We start from the raw sequence: 15,212 nt of genomic DNA, 5'->3' as shown, positions 1-15,212 counted from the left end.
TAGCGTAAGGGTTAAGCACTACGTGCTGTGAGAGGAGCTTCTTGAATTTTGCTGGTGACAAAATTCACAGCCTTGATGTATTTCCATAGATCCACTTCATGTTCGTGGCGTTGGGTATGCATAAAGCGATCTTGCCCAAGATCCAGCATGGATGGATGTTGTTTCATCTTTTGGAAGGTTTCCCAGGCGGGGGATTGCAATGAGCGTGCTTGAACATAACTGGCGACAAAGCGGCCCATCATATTGGCTAGATTGCCAATCCCTGAAGGCGTATTTAGGTACCCGACAAAGAGAAGGTCATCAAATTCAGCGGGAACCATACGAAGGAAGAGGGAGTGGAGTTTATCCGGCCAGTTATATGTTTCCACAGGTAAGAATGGCATGTTGATGTCGTATCCTGTTGCCCACACCAATAGATCAATTTCTTCGCTACTGCCGTCGCTAAAGTGGACAGTCTGTCCATCAAAGTGACTGATATTTTCTTTAGGACTGATATCGCCATGACCGATGTAATAGAGAATTTGTGAATTCATGATCGGGTGGGCTTCTTCAATCTTGTGATCAGGTTTCGGCAAACCATAATCGGTCCCGTCGAACCCGGCTAGTTTGAAAGTGCTTTGTACATGCTGCCAGTAATCATCAGGGTTTGGATAATTAGCGGCTTCTTCCATCAGCCACTCTTGTGTTGGACGACCGTTAATAAATTTCGGCATGTAGTGATAGCCGCGATGAGTCGAATGAAAAGCCTTGTCTGCAGCTTGAGCGGCATCAACGGCAATATCACAGCCTGAGTTACCACTGCCGACGACTAGCACTCGTTTTCCTCTAAAGCTTTGGGAAGAGCGATAATCGCAGGCATGCAGTATTTCGCCAGTGAACTCGCCTGGGAACGTCGGTGTTTTTGGTTTGCCGAGCAGTCCATTACAAACAACCACGAGGTTATAGGTTGTGCTTGTGCCATCCGCAAAATCCAGTTGCCATCCCTCTTCCAATTTTTCCATGTGCTGTACGCGGGTGTTAAAGCGAGTTTGTTTGTCTAAGGAATAATGAAGTGCCAGATCTTGTAAATATTCAAAGACTAAGTTGTGTTTAGGGTAATCAGCGTAGTGATCAGGCATAGGATAATCAGCAAACTGAGTATTACGTTTTGAGCTGATTAGATGGACAGAGTCATACATCTTTGATGCTGGACCGTCGGGCTGCCAGTTGCCACCAAAGCGGTTTGTGGCTTCAATGATTTCAAACTCGATTCCCGCTTGGCTGAATGCTTTAGCTACACCAATGCCACTGGCCCCAGCCCCAATAATTGCAATATTTTTATGCGTCATGTCTCTATTCCCTAAATTTTTGTATGGTTCCATTCAGTGTCGTCAGCGCTAGGCCATTGCGAGTAATAGTTCGCGAGCTTTTTCTTCACTGATCTTATTTTTGGCTATCAGGTCCAGTACCTCACTAGGAGTAAGTACTGCTTCCGGCAAATCGGTATCTGGCTCTTCGGTCTGTTTTGCTGTTCTTACTTCAGCTACAGGAGTCGAAGCTGTTTTAGCTTCCGAAACAGGTGTAAAGCTGCTGACATCTTCAGCGGTTGCCCAATACCGGCGTTTTAAGAATTGGTAACCCGGTAGGGGAACCTTACGCCAGTGGGTGCTTGGCATGGCGTAAGGTTCGCCTGATAGCCATGCATTAGCTTGGTTAGACAGTGATTCAGAAACTGATTGGGTATCGAAAATTGCGCCTTCAGTTTTTCTCTTGGAGGATTGCTGTAACCAGTGCTTAATCTGATGACTTAGCGATTGGAAATTACTTGCTATAAACGCTGCTCGGATCGGATGGTGAACGCGGCCATGACATAGGGTTTGAGCAACATCAGCGGTAGTAAATTGTTCTGTACCTAAAAGCAGTTGATCATTACTTAGCTCGACGTTTTGGAGATAGGTTTGGAACTGGATCAGCATTTCTTGTAATTGATTGTGGCCATGGGCAGAGAACATAAATAGCTGTTCTTCTGTCACTTTGTTGGCTGGAGTTGGCGTTAATGGTTCTTCAATCACAAGATGAGCATTGGCTCCGCCAGCGCCGAAGGAACTGATCGCAGCCAAACGCGGTAAGGTTTGGCCGCTAGGGTCTTGTTGTGGTGTCCAGTCACTCAGTGTTTGTTGCACATAAAAAGGTGAACGTTGGAAATCTATCTTACTGTTCAGCGTTTCTGAGTGAATCGATGGAACGAGCTTTTGGTATTTCAGCTGTAACAACACTTTGGTTAGTGCAGCCATACCTGCAGCTGACTCCAAGTGACCGAGGTTAGATTTGATAGAACCTATAGGGCATTGCCAGTTCTCAGAAACTTGGTTTTTAAGGGCTTTAGTTAACCCTCGTATCTCAATAGGATCGCCTAAACTGGTGCCTGTGCCATGAGCCTCGATATAGCTCAGCTGTTCTACTGGTGTTTTACAGCGTTCAAAAGCACGGCTGATTACTTGAGCTTGTGCATCCGCATTCGGGACGGTGTAGCCCGAGGTGCGGCCACCGTGGTTGAGATCACTGCCACGAATAACAGCGTAGATGTGATCATTATCCCTTTCTGCTGCGCTTAGGGGTTTAAGTACAACTACTCCAACACCTTCGCCCGGGACGTAGCCATCGCCACCTTCACCAAAACTGCGGCACTTTCCTTCAGTGGAAGCGAATTGAAGGTCGCTTAACATGCGGTATTTATACGGGTGAGATGAAATGTTTACCCCACCTGCTAGCGCTACTTCACAGCCGCCACTTTGTAACAACTGACAAGCAACGTGGATGCTGGTTAATGATGAAGAGCACATACTATCCACTGCGAAGGATGGGCCATCTAGATCCATGCAGTAAGAAACTCGATTGGCAATGGATGCGTATGAGGAATTCGTCAAAGTCTCTGGGCGTTGTGGCCAGGCTTGAGCGCCGTAAAATTGGTATTCGCCATACATAACACCGGCAATAACACCCACTCGCTGTCGTTCAGTGCTGTTTCTAGCCCCAGATAGGGAATCGGGCGTATAACCTGCATCTTCTACTGCGTGCCAAGCGGACTGTAAAAATAAGCGCTCTTGTGGGTCCATGCGTTCTGCATCACGGGGAGAGATACCAAAAAACAGAGGGTCGAATTTATCAAAGTCCGCAATAAATGAGCCCCAGCGTGCATAAGCGCTATCTTTCCCTTCTGTTTGAGACCAGCGAGCAGGGATTTCGCGTACTAAATCATTACCTTCACTTAAGTGCTGCCAAAGGTCGTTTAGGTTGGATGACTCAGGGTATTGACCAGCGAGACCTATAATAGCGATGTCGTTATCAGTGAAGCCGTTTTGCCTGGGAGAATTGTTTTTCTCTGGGTGATGAACCTCGTTGAAGAGGAGGTCTTTAACTGTTTCTGTATCGGTTGGGAAAAGGGTAGCAACATCATTGCTATGTTCTTCAATGATGAGCTGTGACAATTCGTTGATCGAACGTACTTCAAATAATGCGGTTTTCGAAAGCTCAGGGAAGTCGTTCTCTAATAAACCATTCACTTCCATGACTAGAATAGAATCTAACCCTAAGGCATCTAAAGCAGATTCAGGGTCAATTTTCTCTATAGGAGTGCCAGTAACCTTCGAAAGATGCTGTGAGAGATATTTTTGTAATTTATGAGCAACGTTGCCGCTGACCTCCGGTATTGATGAAGGTGTTTGTGTGTGCGGCATAGTCGTACTAGTGATCCCCATTATCTTGGCAACGGCCTTCTGTTTGCCATGTACTGGGATCATGACCGAATGAGTCTGGGTAAGTGCATGCTGGAATAGTTTTACACCGGTTTCTTCAGGCAATAATGAGAGTCCATTGCTGCTTAACCATTCAGTGACATATTCAGTTGCTTGCATACCCGTAGAGGTTTGCCAGAGTGGCCATGCAATAGAGATACAATGGCCGGAGCGCGAGCCTGTAGAGCTAAGTTGATTTCGTTGTTCAGCAAAATTATCTAGCCATGCGTTCGCTAGAGCGTAGCTGCTTTGACCAATGTTGCCATGTATGCCTGCAAGAGAAGAGCACAAAACAAAGTGTTTTATCGGATCGGCTTTCGTGTGTTGGTCGAGCCAATAAGCACTGAGTGATTTAGAGCAGATGACCTCTTCTAAATCATAGGTGGAGAGCTTGCTGAAGAAATCATCTTTTAGCATTCCGGCACAGTGAATAACGCCTTGTAACGAACCCGATTTGTTATGGATCTGTTCAATCAGCAGTTGAACCTGCTCTTCATTAGCACAGTCAGCACTCCAGTAATATGCCCGCGCTGCTCCTAACTCTATTAAGGTTTTGAGAGTCTCTTGTTGAACTGCTGATTGCGGTTTTCGGCCTACAATATGCAGAGTGAGACCACCTTGATTCGCTAAGTTTTTCGCAAATAATTGACCAATAGCACCTAACCCGCCGGTGATAAGAATGGAGTCGCCCGCTTGAAAGTTGGTCGTAGTTTCAGTTTTTACAGGGATTTGCTGTGGATCGAATTCCAACTGTTTTTGCCAACGCCCTGAATCATTCAAGCGGATATGAACTACACCCTCTTTTGGTCCGGAGGTGATCTCTGTAGTGAGAGGGCCAAGTTCCCCGGTTAGGTTATCTTGCTCTATAACCGATGCGCTAATTGTCGGAATTTCCTGATGGATTGATTTCAACATTCCGGTCAACGCGCTATTACTGTGGGTAGGTAATAACACAATGATATGCATGCGGGTGCTGATCTTGGAATCGCACAATGAGCGCAGAGAGGAGATCAGCTGAGTTGTGCCGTTTAGCCGTAAATGTGATTCCCAGGCAGGTGCATTGGCCAAGCTTTCTGAATGATGAAGATTAAAAATGACTGTATCAGGCTGAGCACTCTGCTCTTGGAGTAGGCGGGTCAGAAGACCAAACTGTTGCTGATTTGTTGGATCAGCATTGATAATTGTTTGATCGTAGAAACTAAATGCCGTCGCTGCTTGTTGTAACCACAATCTGCCTTCGAACTTATGTTTGTATTGGTCATAGAGCTCCCTGTTTTGATCAAATAACAGGATGTTTTTCTGGTCACCTTCGTGGTAATTAGCCGTCAATAAAGGCGTGCTGTTCCAGACTGGACGTAAAATATGTGGTTTATGCTGCGAGGCCTGAGGTGAATAATTTCGAAACGAAAAATCCTCGATAGTGAGTAGTAATTGACCCTGCTGAGAATACACATGGAAATTAAAGGTTTCTGTTTCAGCCGAGTTAGTGGCGAGCTTTTCGGCATGAACATAGATTGTTTCTGTCAGAGCAGCAAAAAGTGATAATTTTTTACAGCTGTAAGGAATATAAGCGCTGTGGATAGTCTCGGCGCTGGTATTAGCGGCAAAAAATGCACTTTGTAGCACTCCATCCAGTAAGGCTGGGTCTAAAGTTGTTATCGGCTGATCTTCACGACCTGAATGACGCAATTTGAGCTCGGCTAAACAAGCTTTGTCACCTTTCCATACCTTGTTAATACATTGGAAGCTTGGTCCGTAATGGATGTCTAATGCTTCGAAATTGGCATAGAAATCGGTGGTACTGATTGGTTGAGAGCAGCGTTCGCGTACAACATCGAGAGACAGGGGAGGTGTATACGCGGAAATATTGTTATCGATGCTGTATTTCCCTCGAAAATGGACAGCTTGTTTGTTGTCATCAGTGATCGAGGAAAAGGTCACGCCGGAGCGAGGAGTATTAGATTCGACTATGCAGTTTATTGAGCGATGTTCCAAACCTTTCAGGGTTACTGGAGTGGCCCAGGTAAGGTCATAAAGTTCGCATACTGTGGTGGCATGTTGGGTTTGGATTTGACGCTGTAAAATATCGATGTATGCAGCCGCAGGTAAAACCTTCTCGGCCTTAATAACGTGATCCTTCAGGTAAAACTCATTGCCATCAAAATTCAGCTGGTTTTGTTGCTGTGCAGGTTGTTGTTGCTCATTGTTAAACCAATGGGATTCTTTAGCAAATGGGTAGAGAGGTGCTTGTGTAAGGGGAGGAGTGACCGCCCAATAGCTCGACCAAGTTACCGTTTCCCCGTTGACCCAGTCTTGTGCTATCTCAGTAATATTCAGCTTAGATTGTTGCTGATTGTTTGGTTTGTTGACCAGGTTTACTTTGCCGCTAAACCAACTTGAATTAACGTTCTGCTGATTACAAAAATCGTTACAAGATTGAATTAATTGTTGTATCGAATCGGCGATAAAAACACATCGGTGGCTATTTTCACTACGTCCGCACTGCAGGGTATACGCCAGAGAGGATAAAAAATCCTGTTGATTTATTGGAGATTGAATTTGTTCCGCGTAATGACGTAAATCATCAGCAAGCTGCTGTAACTGTTCCGTTGAGCGGGCAGAAATAGGGAAAAGTAATGGGCCGGTAAGCTTGTCGGCACAAAGTTGCACAGGAGGCTGCTCAACAATCACATGCGCATTAGCGCCCCCTGCCCCAAATGAGCTAATGCCTGCACGCATTACACCGTCAGCTGGTGTCCAGCTTTCTAATTTTTGCGGAATGTGGAAGCGCGTTCCCTCAATGCCCAGATCAGGATTTAACTTAGAAGAATGAAGGGAAGGGGGGATCTGCTGGTGTTTAAATTGCAGGCAGGTCTTAATTAAACTCGCAATACCTGCTGCTGATTCTAAATGGCCAATATTCGATTTTACTGAGCCTACAGCGCAAGTCTCTGGTGTGCTTGATTCACTAAACAGCGCTTGTTTTAAGGCTTCGATCTCTATTGGGTCACCCAGTTTAGTACCTGTTCCATGGGCTTCGATATAGCTAATACTTTCTGCTTCCAGGCCCGATTTCTGGAGTGTGTCTTTAATTAATTTTGCTTGAGAGGCTGGACTAGGCACGGTGAACCCATTGGTTTGTCCACCGTGGTTGATCGCGCTGCCTTTGATGACCGCTTGAACTCTATCACCATCCCGTAAAGCACTGGATAGAGGCTTGATAAGAACAGCTCCGACCCCTTCGCCCGGAACAAAACCATCGGCATCGGCTCCGAAAGAATGGCAGCGACCTGTAGGGGATAGCATCTGTTGCTGGCACAGTTGGACATATTTTGCGGGGTGGGTGTACAGATTTACTCCACCTACGAGGGCTACTTGGCATTCCTTGTTGCGTAAGCTTTCGATGGCGTTATGAATAGCAACAAGAGATGACGAGCAAGCGGTATCTATAGCTAAACTTGGTCCACACATATTCAGACAATAGGAAACCCTATTTGCTGCAGACCATGGCATCCCTGAAGGAATCTTCGAAAAATTACTCTGCCAAGAGGTTGGCCCTAACAGGGGGTAAGTATTGGTCGTTATGCCTAAAAATACGCCTACATCCAGAGCACCATTCTCTGTGCGGATTTGGTTCGAGCGCTCCCCAAGCAAAGCTGCGTCTTCCATTACATGCCAAGCACATTGCAAAAATAGGCGCTCTTGGGGATCAATTAAGGCTGCTTCTCGATGTGGAATACCAAAGAATTGAGTATCGAAATGATCAATATCAGAGAGGAAGCCTCCCCATTTTGCGTAGCTAAGGCCACTGCTACGTGAGGAAGTGCCTTCTTCGAAGAAGTTATTTAATGACCATCGCTCAGGGGGGATTTCGCTAATGGAATCTTGACCCAGAGTTAAATTTTGCCAAAAGTCACTAAGCTGAGTGGCATCAGGGAATTGTCCATGCATACCAATAATAGCGATATCTTCCGATTGAAAACTGTTGTTGATAATGGGTAATTCTGGCCAATGATCCTTCTGAGATGGAGAAGATATTTCTGACGTTTTTTGGGATGTGGTAGGAGCTATGCTTGCGATGAGCTTGGATGCTGCTTCAGGGTCTAGTTTTATCAGATGAATAGCGGCATCTTCAGGTGTCTGGCAGTCGAATAATAGGGTTTTAGGGGTATTTGGAAAGTGTGTACTGATCTTGGAGTTGAAGTTTAAAATTGAAAGAGATTCAAGTCCGACTTCGCTGAATAAGGTGTTGTTTGTAAGAGATTTTTCGTCTAACCCAGTAACTTCACGTAAAACGTTGAGAACATAGCCTAGCAGTATTTCTAATTCAAACTTTTGAGAGGAAGTTTCTTTTTCTGGATGGCTCATAAAGTTATGACTCTTATATCTAGTGTTCTATATCGGATTTTACGTATGGTTAAGTGCGGTTTTATGTGGTTTTTTGCTTATTTTTATCTTTTAAAAACAAATGGTTGTCTGTATTTCTTGTTTGCTTAAATGTTGGTTTCATTAAAGTAAAAACGGGTAGGAATAATTATCCACTATTTAAAATGGGCAACTTCTCTAGTCCGCTTTAGGGCAAAAAAACTTAATAACTAAGGTACATCTAAATCGTTTCTCGCAAGTATATTATGAAAAAATATATGATAATGATTCTCAGTCAGATTGAAAGTAGCGCTGCTAGAATCGTTTTAATATTAGTTTTTGTCAATTGACTTTTTAGTAGGATGTTCAAAAGGATATCCTTTTATAAAGTGTGGTTATGATTCCAAAGTAGTAATTTTTAGTGTGATATTTGCCTGATTTTTGCAGGTGATATCACATCAAAGATGTAAGGTGTTTTTAAATGTAGGGGAAGGCTTATTGCCTAACTGAGAAGGTAGATTTATTTATATTCTGTAAGGTTTTTCAGTATCCGCTAAAGTTATAAGTAGCTGAAAAAGCGCGTGGAGTGGCGGTATGGCTGTATTTGATCGTGATCTACTCATAAAAGGACTAAGGGTATTTACTGAAACGGACTTTGGAATTCCGAGTGAAAGTGTTCGTGCTTATCTAGATTGTTACGGTTTGTTGGAGGTCGTTGAAAATTCGAACTATCGTATAGGGCGTATTGAGCTTGATGAAGTTTCTGTGACCTTGCAGTCCTTCTCGGTTTTAGATCGTTCCCTTAACCGCGGAACGGTTGTGTTGGTGCATGGCTATATGGACCATGTCGGGTTATATCAGCACCTGATTGATGACCTATTGAAAAGCGGGTTTGATCTGCTTTGTTACGACTTGAGCGGTCATGGTTTATCCGATGGTGATCCACTGGCGGTGGATGATTTTCAACATTATGCGACTCAACTGGCAGAGCTTCTTGCGAGTTTAGATCAGGAGTTATCTTACCCCGTTCATTTAGTTGGCCAGAGCACAGGTGGTGCGGTGGTGATGGCGCATCAGCTCCTGTTTACTGATCAAACCATGCCTTCTTTGGGTGAACGAGTGTTGTTGGCGCCCTTAGTAAGACCAAGCCTGTGGCGCAGCATACAACGAAAATTTCGCTGGCTGAAATACGTATTACGGCGTGTGCCGAGACGTTATAGCCAAAACTCTCATGACGATGACTTTATTCGCTTTCTACGAGAAGGGGATTGTTTGCAACACCGCGAAATCCCTGTGAGTTGGGTGGGTGCTATGTTGGCGTGGGGGGATTGGATCGAAGCGCATCTGCCTGTGCCTGGGCGTATTCATATGATTCAGGGTACCCTCGATAGTACGGTCGATTGGCAGCACAATATGGCAGTGTTGGGTAGGCTTTATCCGGAGATGGAATTAACGTTGATTGATGAAGCTAAACATCATCTGGTGAACGAAACACCGCAATACCGAGATCAGGTGTTCAATCAGATTGAGTCGATATTTAAACGCTGGGAAAACGAAAACGGGCAGCCCTAAGGCTGCCCGTTTTGATCAAATTAGATCAACTTAGAACAAACGACGGCAGCGGATAGTGCCTTCGATCTGCTTCAAGTTTTCTAGTGCTACCGCTGAGCAATCTGCATCAACGTCTACCACTACGTAACCAACTTTCTCGTTAGTCTGTAGGTACTGACCGCTGATGTTAACGCTGTTTTCAGAGAATACAGTGTTGATCGCAGACATAATGCCCGGCACGTTGTTGTGTACGTGAAGTAGACGGTGAACGTGTGGGTGCTCTGGTAGAGCAACTTCTGGGAAGTTAACAGACGTGATAGAAGAACCGTTATCACTGTACTTGATCAACTTCTCAGCTACTTCATAACCGATGTTTTCCTGAGCTTCCATCGTAGAACCGCCTACGTGTGGAGTTAGGATTACATTGTCATACTCACGAAGTGGTGAGATGAATTCGTCATTGTTAGTACGTGGCTCAACAGGGAATACGTCGATAGCCGCGCCTAGTAGACGACCAGAATCTAGTGCTTTACATAGCTCATCGATTACAACAACAGTACCGCGAGCAGCGTTCAGGAATATAGAACCCTGTTTCATTTCAGCGAACTGAGCTTCGCCCATCATATCTTTAGTTGCTGGCGTTTCAGGTACGTGTAGAGAAACGATGTCACTCATGTTTAGAAGCTCTTTCATAGAGCCAACCTGAGTCGCGTTACCTAGTGGTAGCTTAGTCACTACATCGTAGAAGAACACTTGCATGCCCATCGCTTCAGCAATAACACTTAGCTGAGAGCCGATGCTGCCGTAACCTACGATACCAAGCTTCTTGCCACGGATTTCGTAAGAGTTTTTAGCAGATTTCTGCCACTCACCACGGTGAGCTTTAGCATTCTTCTCTGCAACGCCACGAAGCAGAAGAATTGCTTCAGCGATCACTAGCTCTGCAACAGAACGAGTGTTAGAGAATGGAGCGTTAAATACTGCGACACCACGCATCGTAGCGGCTTCCAGGTTTACCTGGTTAGTACCGATACAGAAGCAACCAACAGCTACTAGCTTTTCAGCAGCTTCAAATACTTGTTCAGTTAGCTGAGTACGGGAACGGATACCGATGAAGTGAACGTCCTTAACACGCTCAATCAACTCTTCTTCTGGTAGGGAACCAGTTAAGAATTCGATGTTGGTGTAACCATTCTGATTAAAAGTGTCCACCGCAGATTGGTGTACGCCTTCCAGAAGCAAAATTTTGATTTTGCTTTTATCGAGAGAGGTTGTTTGGCTCATGGTGTGCAGCTCTTTAATTTGCGTGGCTTTTCCTAGAGTTTAGGAGGGCCACAGGTTTAAACGCTTTAAAATTAAGCGCGAATATTAGCACAGCCAAAGTTGAAAAGGATGAATGATAAGCTCAGATTGGCGGAAAAATATTCATCTTGAGATGAGGTGGATTGTATAAAGCGGGTATTTGGAGGGAAAGGCTTCTATATTGGGAATACAGAAGCCTAGCTTTTACTTAGCCGTAGAAGCAAAGGTAAGCAGTTGCTTGCTCAACTTTAAGCTGGAAGCTCTGGTTCGCTGCCACTTTAAATTCAGTGCCTGTTGGGAAAGACTGGAACTCTTCGCTGCCAGGTAGTTTAACGATTAGCTCTCCGCTAACTACTTTCATTAGTTCGTCTTCGCTTGTGCCGAATTCGTATTCGCCTGGTGCCATTACGCCAGAAGTTACTTTACCTTCGCTGTTTTCGAAGCCGATAGATTTTACTTTGCCGTCAAAGTATTCGTTTACGTTCAGCATGTTTGATCTCCTAAAATTTGCGCGAATCATAAAATTAAATGCTAATCGCTGCAAATTTCAGGATTTAATCGGGCTGTTTTCCAACACAAAATCGACAAAGGTTTGGTTAGCCTGAGATAGATAGCCATCTTTACGCCACGCGATTGAAAGGTCCAACCACACCGGTTTTGTGAAAGGGCGCGCCACTAATCCCGGTTCATCTTCGATCACCATCGCCATCAGGGTTGAGATGGCATACCCCTGTTTAACAATCGATTTAATCAGAGGAATCAGATTCGTCTCAAAGCTGATTTTAGGCGTAATACCGGCCTGTGCCGCGAGATCATCGACTACATTGCGGTGGAAAAAGCCGGTATTAAACATCACCAGCTCTTCCGCAAAGAGTTGTGCATATTCAACACTGTCTAAACTGGCAAAGGGGTGGTCGAGCGGTGAGATCACCATCATCTGTTCTTGCAGAAAGACTTTGGATTCTAGATTCTTACTGGGGATAGATTTATCGACGATAACCGCTAAATCGAGTTCCCCTTGCTCTAAAAGTCGTTGCAGTTTGCCTGCGCCTCCATCAATAACGGTTAATGTTAATTGTGGATAACGATGTCGAAACGCCATCAAAATAGGCGGAAAATAATAAGAACCAAGCATGCTTGGAATGCCTACGCGCACTTCGCCTTTGAGCAAGCCTTTCAGCTCCTGCATCTCCAAAATGGCATCTTCGGTAGCCTGCAATATCTTATTGGCATGGCGATAAAGGTGTTCACCTTCATCGGTCAGGCTGATTTTACGATCGTATCGATGTAGAAGTTTTAGATCTAACTCTTCTTCTAGCTTTCTGATCGCCATACTCATTGCAGGCTGTGCAATGTGTAGCTTTTCAGCGGCTTTAGTAAAGCTGTTGAGATCGGCAACGGTTTTGAAATAGCGTAGGTGTTTTATATCCATCATCATATTTTCTTATCAAGGCTATAAGAAGTATATATTTTTATGATGGCTTTGCGATTGCTAGTCTTCCACCACGAATGAGAGGTGGAACATGATCGAAGCAGGTACAAGTCAATTTTGGCGCGCAACTATGGCCTTATGCATAGGCTCTTTTATGGTGTTTGCCAATCTCTACATCACGCACCCTTTGCTACCGATGTTGGCGGAGGAGTTTGAGATTAGTCCACTATTAGCCAGTTGGAGCTTAACAGTGACTACTTTGACCTTGGGTTTGTCTTTGTTGGTGTTTGGTCCCCTATCTGATGCCCTTGGACGCACGCGGTTAATGCTGATGACTATGTGCGGGGCAGTGCTTTGTAGTTTTGTTTTGTCACAGGTATCCGACTTTACCTGGCTGTTGTTCTGGCGAGCATTACAAGGTATTTTCTTAGCGGGTTTGCCGGCTATCGCGATCGCTTATATGGGCGATGAGTTCACAAAAAAAGGCTTAATTGCCGCAGTCGGTTTGTATATCAGCGGCAACACTTTAGGGGGCATTGGTGGGCGTCTTATAGGTGGTTTTGCCGGTGAACTGTTCGGATGGCAGGAAGCATTCGCCTTGATGACCTTCATTAGCTTCTTCTGTCTATGTTTGTTTGTGTGGTTGTTACCGCCATCAGAGAATTTCAGCGCAAGAAAGGTCGTGCCAACGCAGATGATGACAGATGCCTATCAGCATCTTTCTAATCCTCTGTTGTTACTCGCTTATCTTGTTGGCGGACTTAACTTCTTTATCTTTATCAACCAATACAGCTATGCCACATTTCTGCTGGCCGATGACCCCTATTACCTATCGGCGGGTGTGCTTGGCTTACTATTCCTGACGTACCTGAGCGGTACAGTGGGAGCTGCGTTTTCCGGACGTATTGCCAAAAATATTCCGCAGCCCTTAGTCATGGCTATGGGGATCATTATCTTGATGACCGGTACGCTGCTGACTCTTCAGGGCAGTTTATGGGCGATCATTTTAGGCTTCTTGGTCAGCGCCTTTGGTTTCTTTTTAGCTCATTCTTGTGCAAGTAGTTGGGTTAGCCATACCGCGTTGCACGCTAGAGCGACCGCATCGTCTATTTATCTGCTGTTCTATTATCTGGGGGCTAGTAGCGGTGGCTTCTATTTAGATCCGTTTTGGCACTCGTGGGGCTGGGATGGTGTGGTCTTTGGGTCCTTGGTTATTCTGCTGATTACTTTGCTATCCAGTTTAATGCTCTACTATAAAACAAGCGTAAAACTGGAGCACTGTGCGACAGGGGGGTAAACTTCACCCCACGATAATTTAAGGAGTACCTATGAGCTATCAACACAGTATTGTCGACGGAGATTTGGTAAACCTGCCAACGGGTAAAGTGATTTGTGTCGGTCGTAACTATGCCGATCATGCTGCAGAGCTGAATAATCCTATCCCTACCGAGCCTATGTTGTTTATCAAACCCGCTACGAGTGTGGTTGATATGACTCAGCCGTTTACTGTGCCGCAAGGGTATGGTTCCGTTCATTTTGAAACGGAGATGGCGATTCTGATTGGTTCTAAACTGAGCAATGCATCTGAGGAAGAAGCGAAAGCGGCGATTAGCGGCGTAGGTTTAGGTTTAGATCTAACTTTGCGTGACCTTCAAGGAAAGTTAAAAGAGAAAGGTCATCCTTGGGAGAAGGCGAAAGCGTTCGATGGTTCATGCCCACTATCTCCTTTTGTCGCTGCAAATGCAGTTGCCGATCTACAAGACGTAGAGATCAAACTGACTGTTAACGGTGAGATCCGTCAGCAGGGCAACAGTGCAGCTATGTTGAATCAAGTGCTGCCGCTACTTAGCCATGCCAGTGAGTTCTTTACCCTAGAGCCGGGTGATGTAGTGTTAACCGGCACGCCAGCAGGTGTAGGCCCCGTGGTGCCCGGGGATAAGCTAGAGGTAGAGTTGACAGGTCTTCTTTCCGTAACAACAGAAGCTGTGTAATACGTGAAAAGCTTCGTTCTGTTTATTGCGTTATTCAGCGCGCTATTTGCCTTACCTGCGGCGGCTGTTGATCCAGCGGTTCGCTGGCAGCAGTCTGAGTTTATTCTGCAGGCTTTTAAAGAGGTGGCGCTGCGCAATGAATACAGCCTTCAAGGGCATATGGTAAGACGCTGGAATAAACCAATTCGGGTATGGTTGGATCACCAAGTGCCTGACGCTGAGGTGCATACCAGCTTGGTAAATATGCACCTCAAGCATCTGTCTGAGATCACCGGTTTATCGATTAAGACAGTCAGTCGTAAACAGGACGCTAACCTGATTATGGTTTTCACTAAGCAGTCTTTGTGGAAACGTCAGGTGGGTCAACTCTTTGGTAAGCGTGCGGAAAAGATCGTTCATGGTGCGGTTTGCATGGCGAACTTCCGAGTGAATGGTCGTTATGAGATCGATCAAGCGGCAGTGATTATTCCGGTAGATCAGGCGAGGATGCATGGAAAATTAGTTACCTGTATTGTTGAAGAGATAACGCAGGTGATGGGTTTGCCAAACGATTCGGACAAGGTTTTTCCCTCTATCTTTAATGATCGTACTCCAGAGACACTGCTGTCCGGTTTAGATTACCTACTGCTCAAATTGCTCTATCAGCCGGTTCTTAAACCGGGTATGACCGAAGAGCAAGCCTTACCTCTCTTGAAGAAAGTTATTTCAGAATGGCAGAGTGACGGTACGATTCAATCTGCTCATAAAATTGTTAAGCGCGGAGAACTCTATCCGCTGCTCGGTTACTAAGGAATTTGT

9 protein-coding genes are annotated in these 15,212 nt (G+C 45.2%); 4 read left to right on the top strand and 5 right to left on the bottom strand.

The window, feature by feature from the left end; translation table 11 throughout:
• Positions 1 to 11 precede the first annotated feature (11 nt).
• Together ACMXYO_RS15565 and ACMXYO_RS15560 are read right to left on the bottom strand one after the other, a co-directional pair.
• Entirely contained in the window at positions 12 to 1,328 is a 1,317-nt protein-coding gene (locus ACMXYO_RS15565; protein ID WP_415886038.1) for a flavin-containing monooxygenase, read from the bottom strand.
• Positions 1,329 to 1,376: 48 nt separating this feature from the next.
• Positions 1,377 to 8,141: an SDR family NAD(P)-dependent oxidoreductase gene (locus ACMXYO_RS15560; protein WP_415886037.1), complete on the bottom strand. Its 6,765-nt coding sequence runs from the start codon at positions 8,139 to 8,141 to the stop codon at positions 1,377 to 1,379.
• A 591-nt stretch (positions 8,142 to 8,732) separates the two neighbouring features.
• Between ACMXYO_RS15560 and ACMXYO_RS15555 the strand changes: the two genes are divergently transcribed.
• Complete coding sequence (locus tag ACMXYO_RS15555; protein WP_415886036.1) at positions 8,733 to 9,710, top strand: alpha/beta hydrolase; 978 nt, start codon at positions 8,733 to 8,735, stop codon at positions 9,708 to 9,710.
• Between the two features lie 30 nt (positions 9,711 to 9,740).
• Here the strand turns inward: ACMXYO_RS15555 and serA are convergent, their stop codons facing one another.
• The 3 genes from serA to ACMXYO_RS15540 form a co-directional block, all read right to left on the bottom strand.
• Positions 9,741 to 10,973 (bottom strand): phosphoglycerate dehydrogenase, encoded by a 1,233-nt coding sequence (gene serA / locus ACMXYO_RS15550; RefSeq protein WP_415882642.1) that lies wholly within the window; start codon positions 10,971 to 10,973, stop codon positions 9,741 to 9,743.
• A gap of 226 nt (positions 10,974 to 11,199) precedes the next feature.
• Complete coding sequence (locus tag ACMXYO_RS15545; RefSeq protein WP_415882641.1) at positions 11,200 to 11,481, bottom strand: pyrimidine/purine nucleoside phosphorylase; 282 nt, start codon at positions 11,479 to 11,481, stop codon at positions 11,200 to 11,202.
• Positions 11,482 to 11,538: 57 nt separating this feature from the next.
• Complete coding sequence (locus ACMXYO_RS15540; RefSeq protein WP_415886035.1) at positions 11,539 to 12,423, bottom strand: LysR family transcriptional regulator; 885 nt, start codon at positions 12,421 to 12,423, stop codon at positions 11,539 to 11,541.
• Positions 12,424 to 12,514: 91 nt separating this feature from the next.
• On the opposite strand from ACMXYO_RS15540, the gene ACMXYO_RS15535 reads away from it, so the two are divergent.
• Genes ACMXYO_RS15535 through ACMXYO_RS15525 form a run of 3 tightly spaced genes read left to right on the top strand, consistent with a single transcriptional unit; the run spans position 12,515 to position 15,203 of the window.
• Positions 12,515 to 13,720: an MFS transporter gene (locus ACMXYO_RS15535; protein WP_415886034.1), complete on the top strand. Its 1,206-nt coding sequence runs from the start codon at positions 12,515 to 12,517 to the stop codon at positions 13,718 to 13,720.
• A gap of 31 nt (positions 13,721 to 13,751) precedes the next feature.
• The gene (locus tag ACMXYO_RS15530; RefSeq protein WP_415886033.1) at positions 13,752 to 14,414 is read left to right on the top strand and encodes a fumarylacetoacetate hydrolase family protein; all 663 of its coding nucleotides are present in this window, start codon (positions 13,752 to 13,754) and stop codon (positions 14,412 to 14,414) included.
• Positions 14,415 to 14,417: 3 nt separating this feature from the next.
• Positions 14,418 to 15,203 carry a DUF2927 domain-containing protein gene (locus ACMXYO_RS15525; protein WP_415886032.1) on the top strand — a complete coding sequence of 262 codons (786 nt, stop codon included), beginning with the start codon at positions 14,418 to 14,420 and terminating at the stop codon, positions 15,201 to 15,203.
• The last annotated feature ends 9 nt before the right edge of the window (positions 15,204 to 15,212 follow it).

Origin of the sequence: Neptuniibacter sp. QD37_6, from assembly GCF_047778085.1 — a bacterium.
Lineage (GTDB): Bacteria > Pseudomonadota > Gammaproteobacteria > Pseudomonadales > Balneatricaceae > Neptuniibacter.
This window is presented reverse-complemented; position numbering and strand designations above follow the sequence as displayed.

What these genes read in the sequence shown, in the direction of transcription:
- ACMXYO_RS15565 (WP_415886038.1), bottom strand. Translation starts at nt 1,328, where the DNA reads ATGACGCATAAAAATATTGCAATTATTGGGGCTGGGGCCAGTGGCATT.
- ACMXYO_RS15560 (WP_415886037.1), bottom strand. Translation starts at nt 8,141, where the DNA reads ATGAGCCATCCAGAAAAAGAAACTTCCTCTCAAAAGTTTGAATTAGAA.
- ACMXYO_RS15555 (WP_415886036.1), top strand. Translation starts at nt 8,733, where the DNA reads ATGGCTGTATTTGATCGTGATCTACTCATAAAAGGACTAAGGGTATTT.
- serA (WP_415882642.1), bottom strand. Translation starts at nt 10,973, where the DNA reads ATGAGCCAAACAACCTCTCTCGATAAAAGCAAAATCAAAATTTTGCTT.
- ACMXYO_RS15545 (WP_415882641.1), bottom strand. Translation starts at nt 11,481, where the DNA reads ATGCTGAACGTAAACGAATACTTTGACGGCAAAGTAAAATCTATCGGC.
- ACMXYO_RS15540 (WP_415886035.1), bottom strand. Translation starts at nt 12,423, where the DNA reads ATGGATATAAAACACCTACGCTATTTCAAAACCGTTGCCGATCTCAAC.
- ACMXYO_RS15535 (WP_415886034.1), top strand. Translation starts at nt 12,515, where the DNA reads ATGATCGAAGCAGGTACAAGTCAATTTTGGCGCGCAACTATGGCCTTA.
- ACMXYO_RS15530 (WP_415886033.1), top strand. Translation starts at nt 13,752, where the DNA reads ATGAGCTATCAACACAGTATTGTCGACGGAGATTTGGTAAACCTGCCA.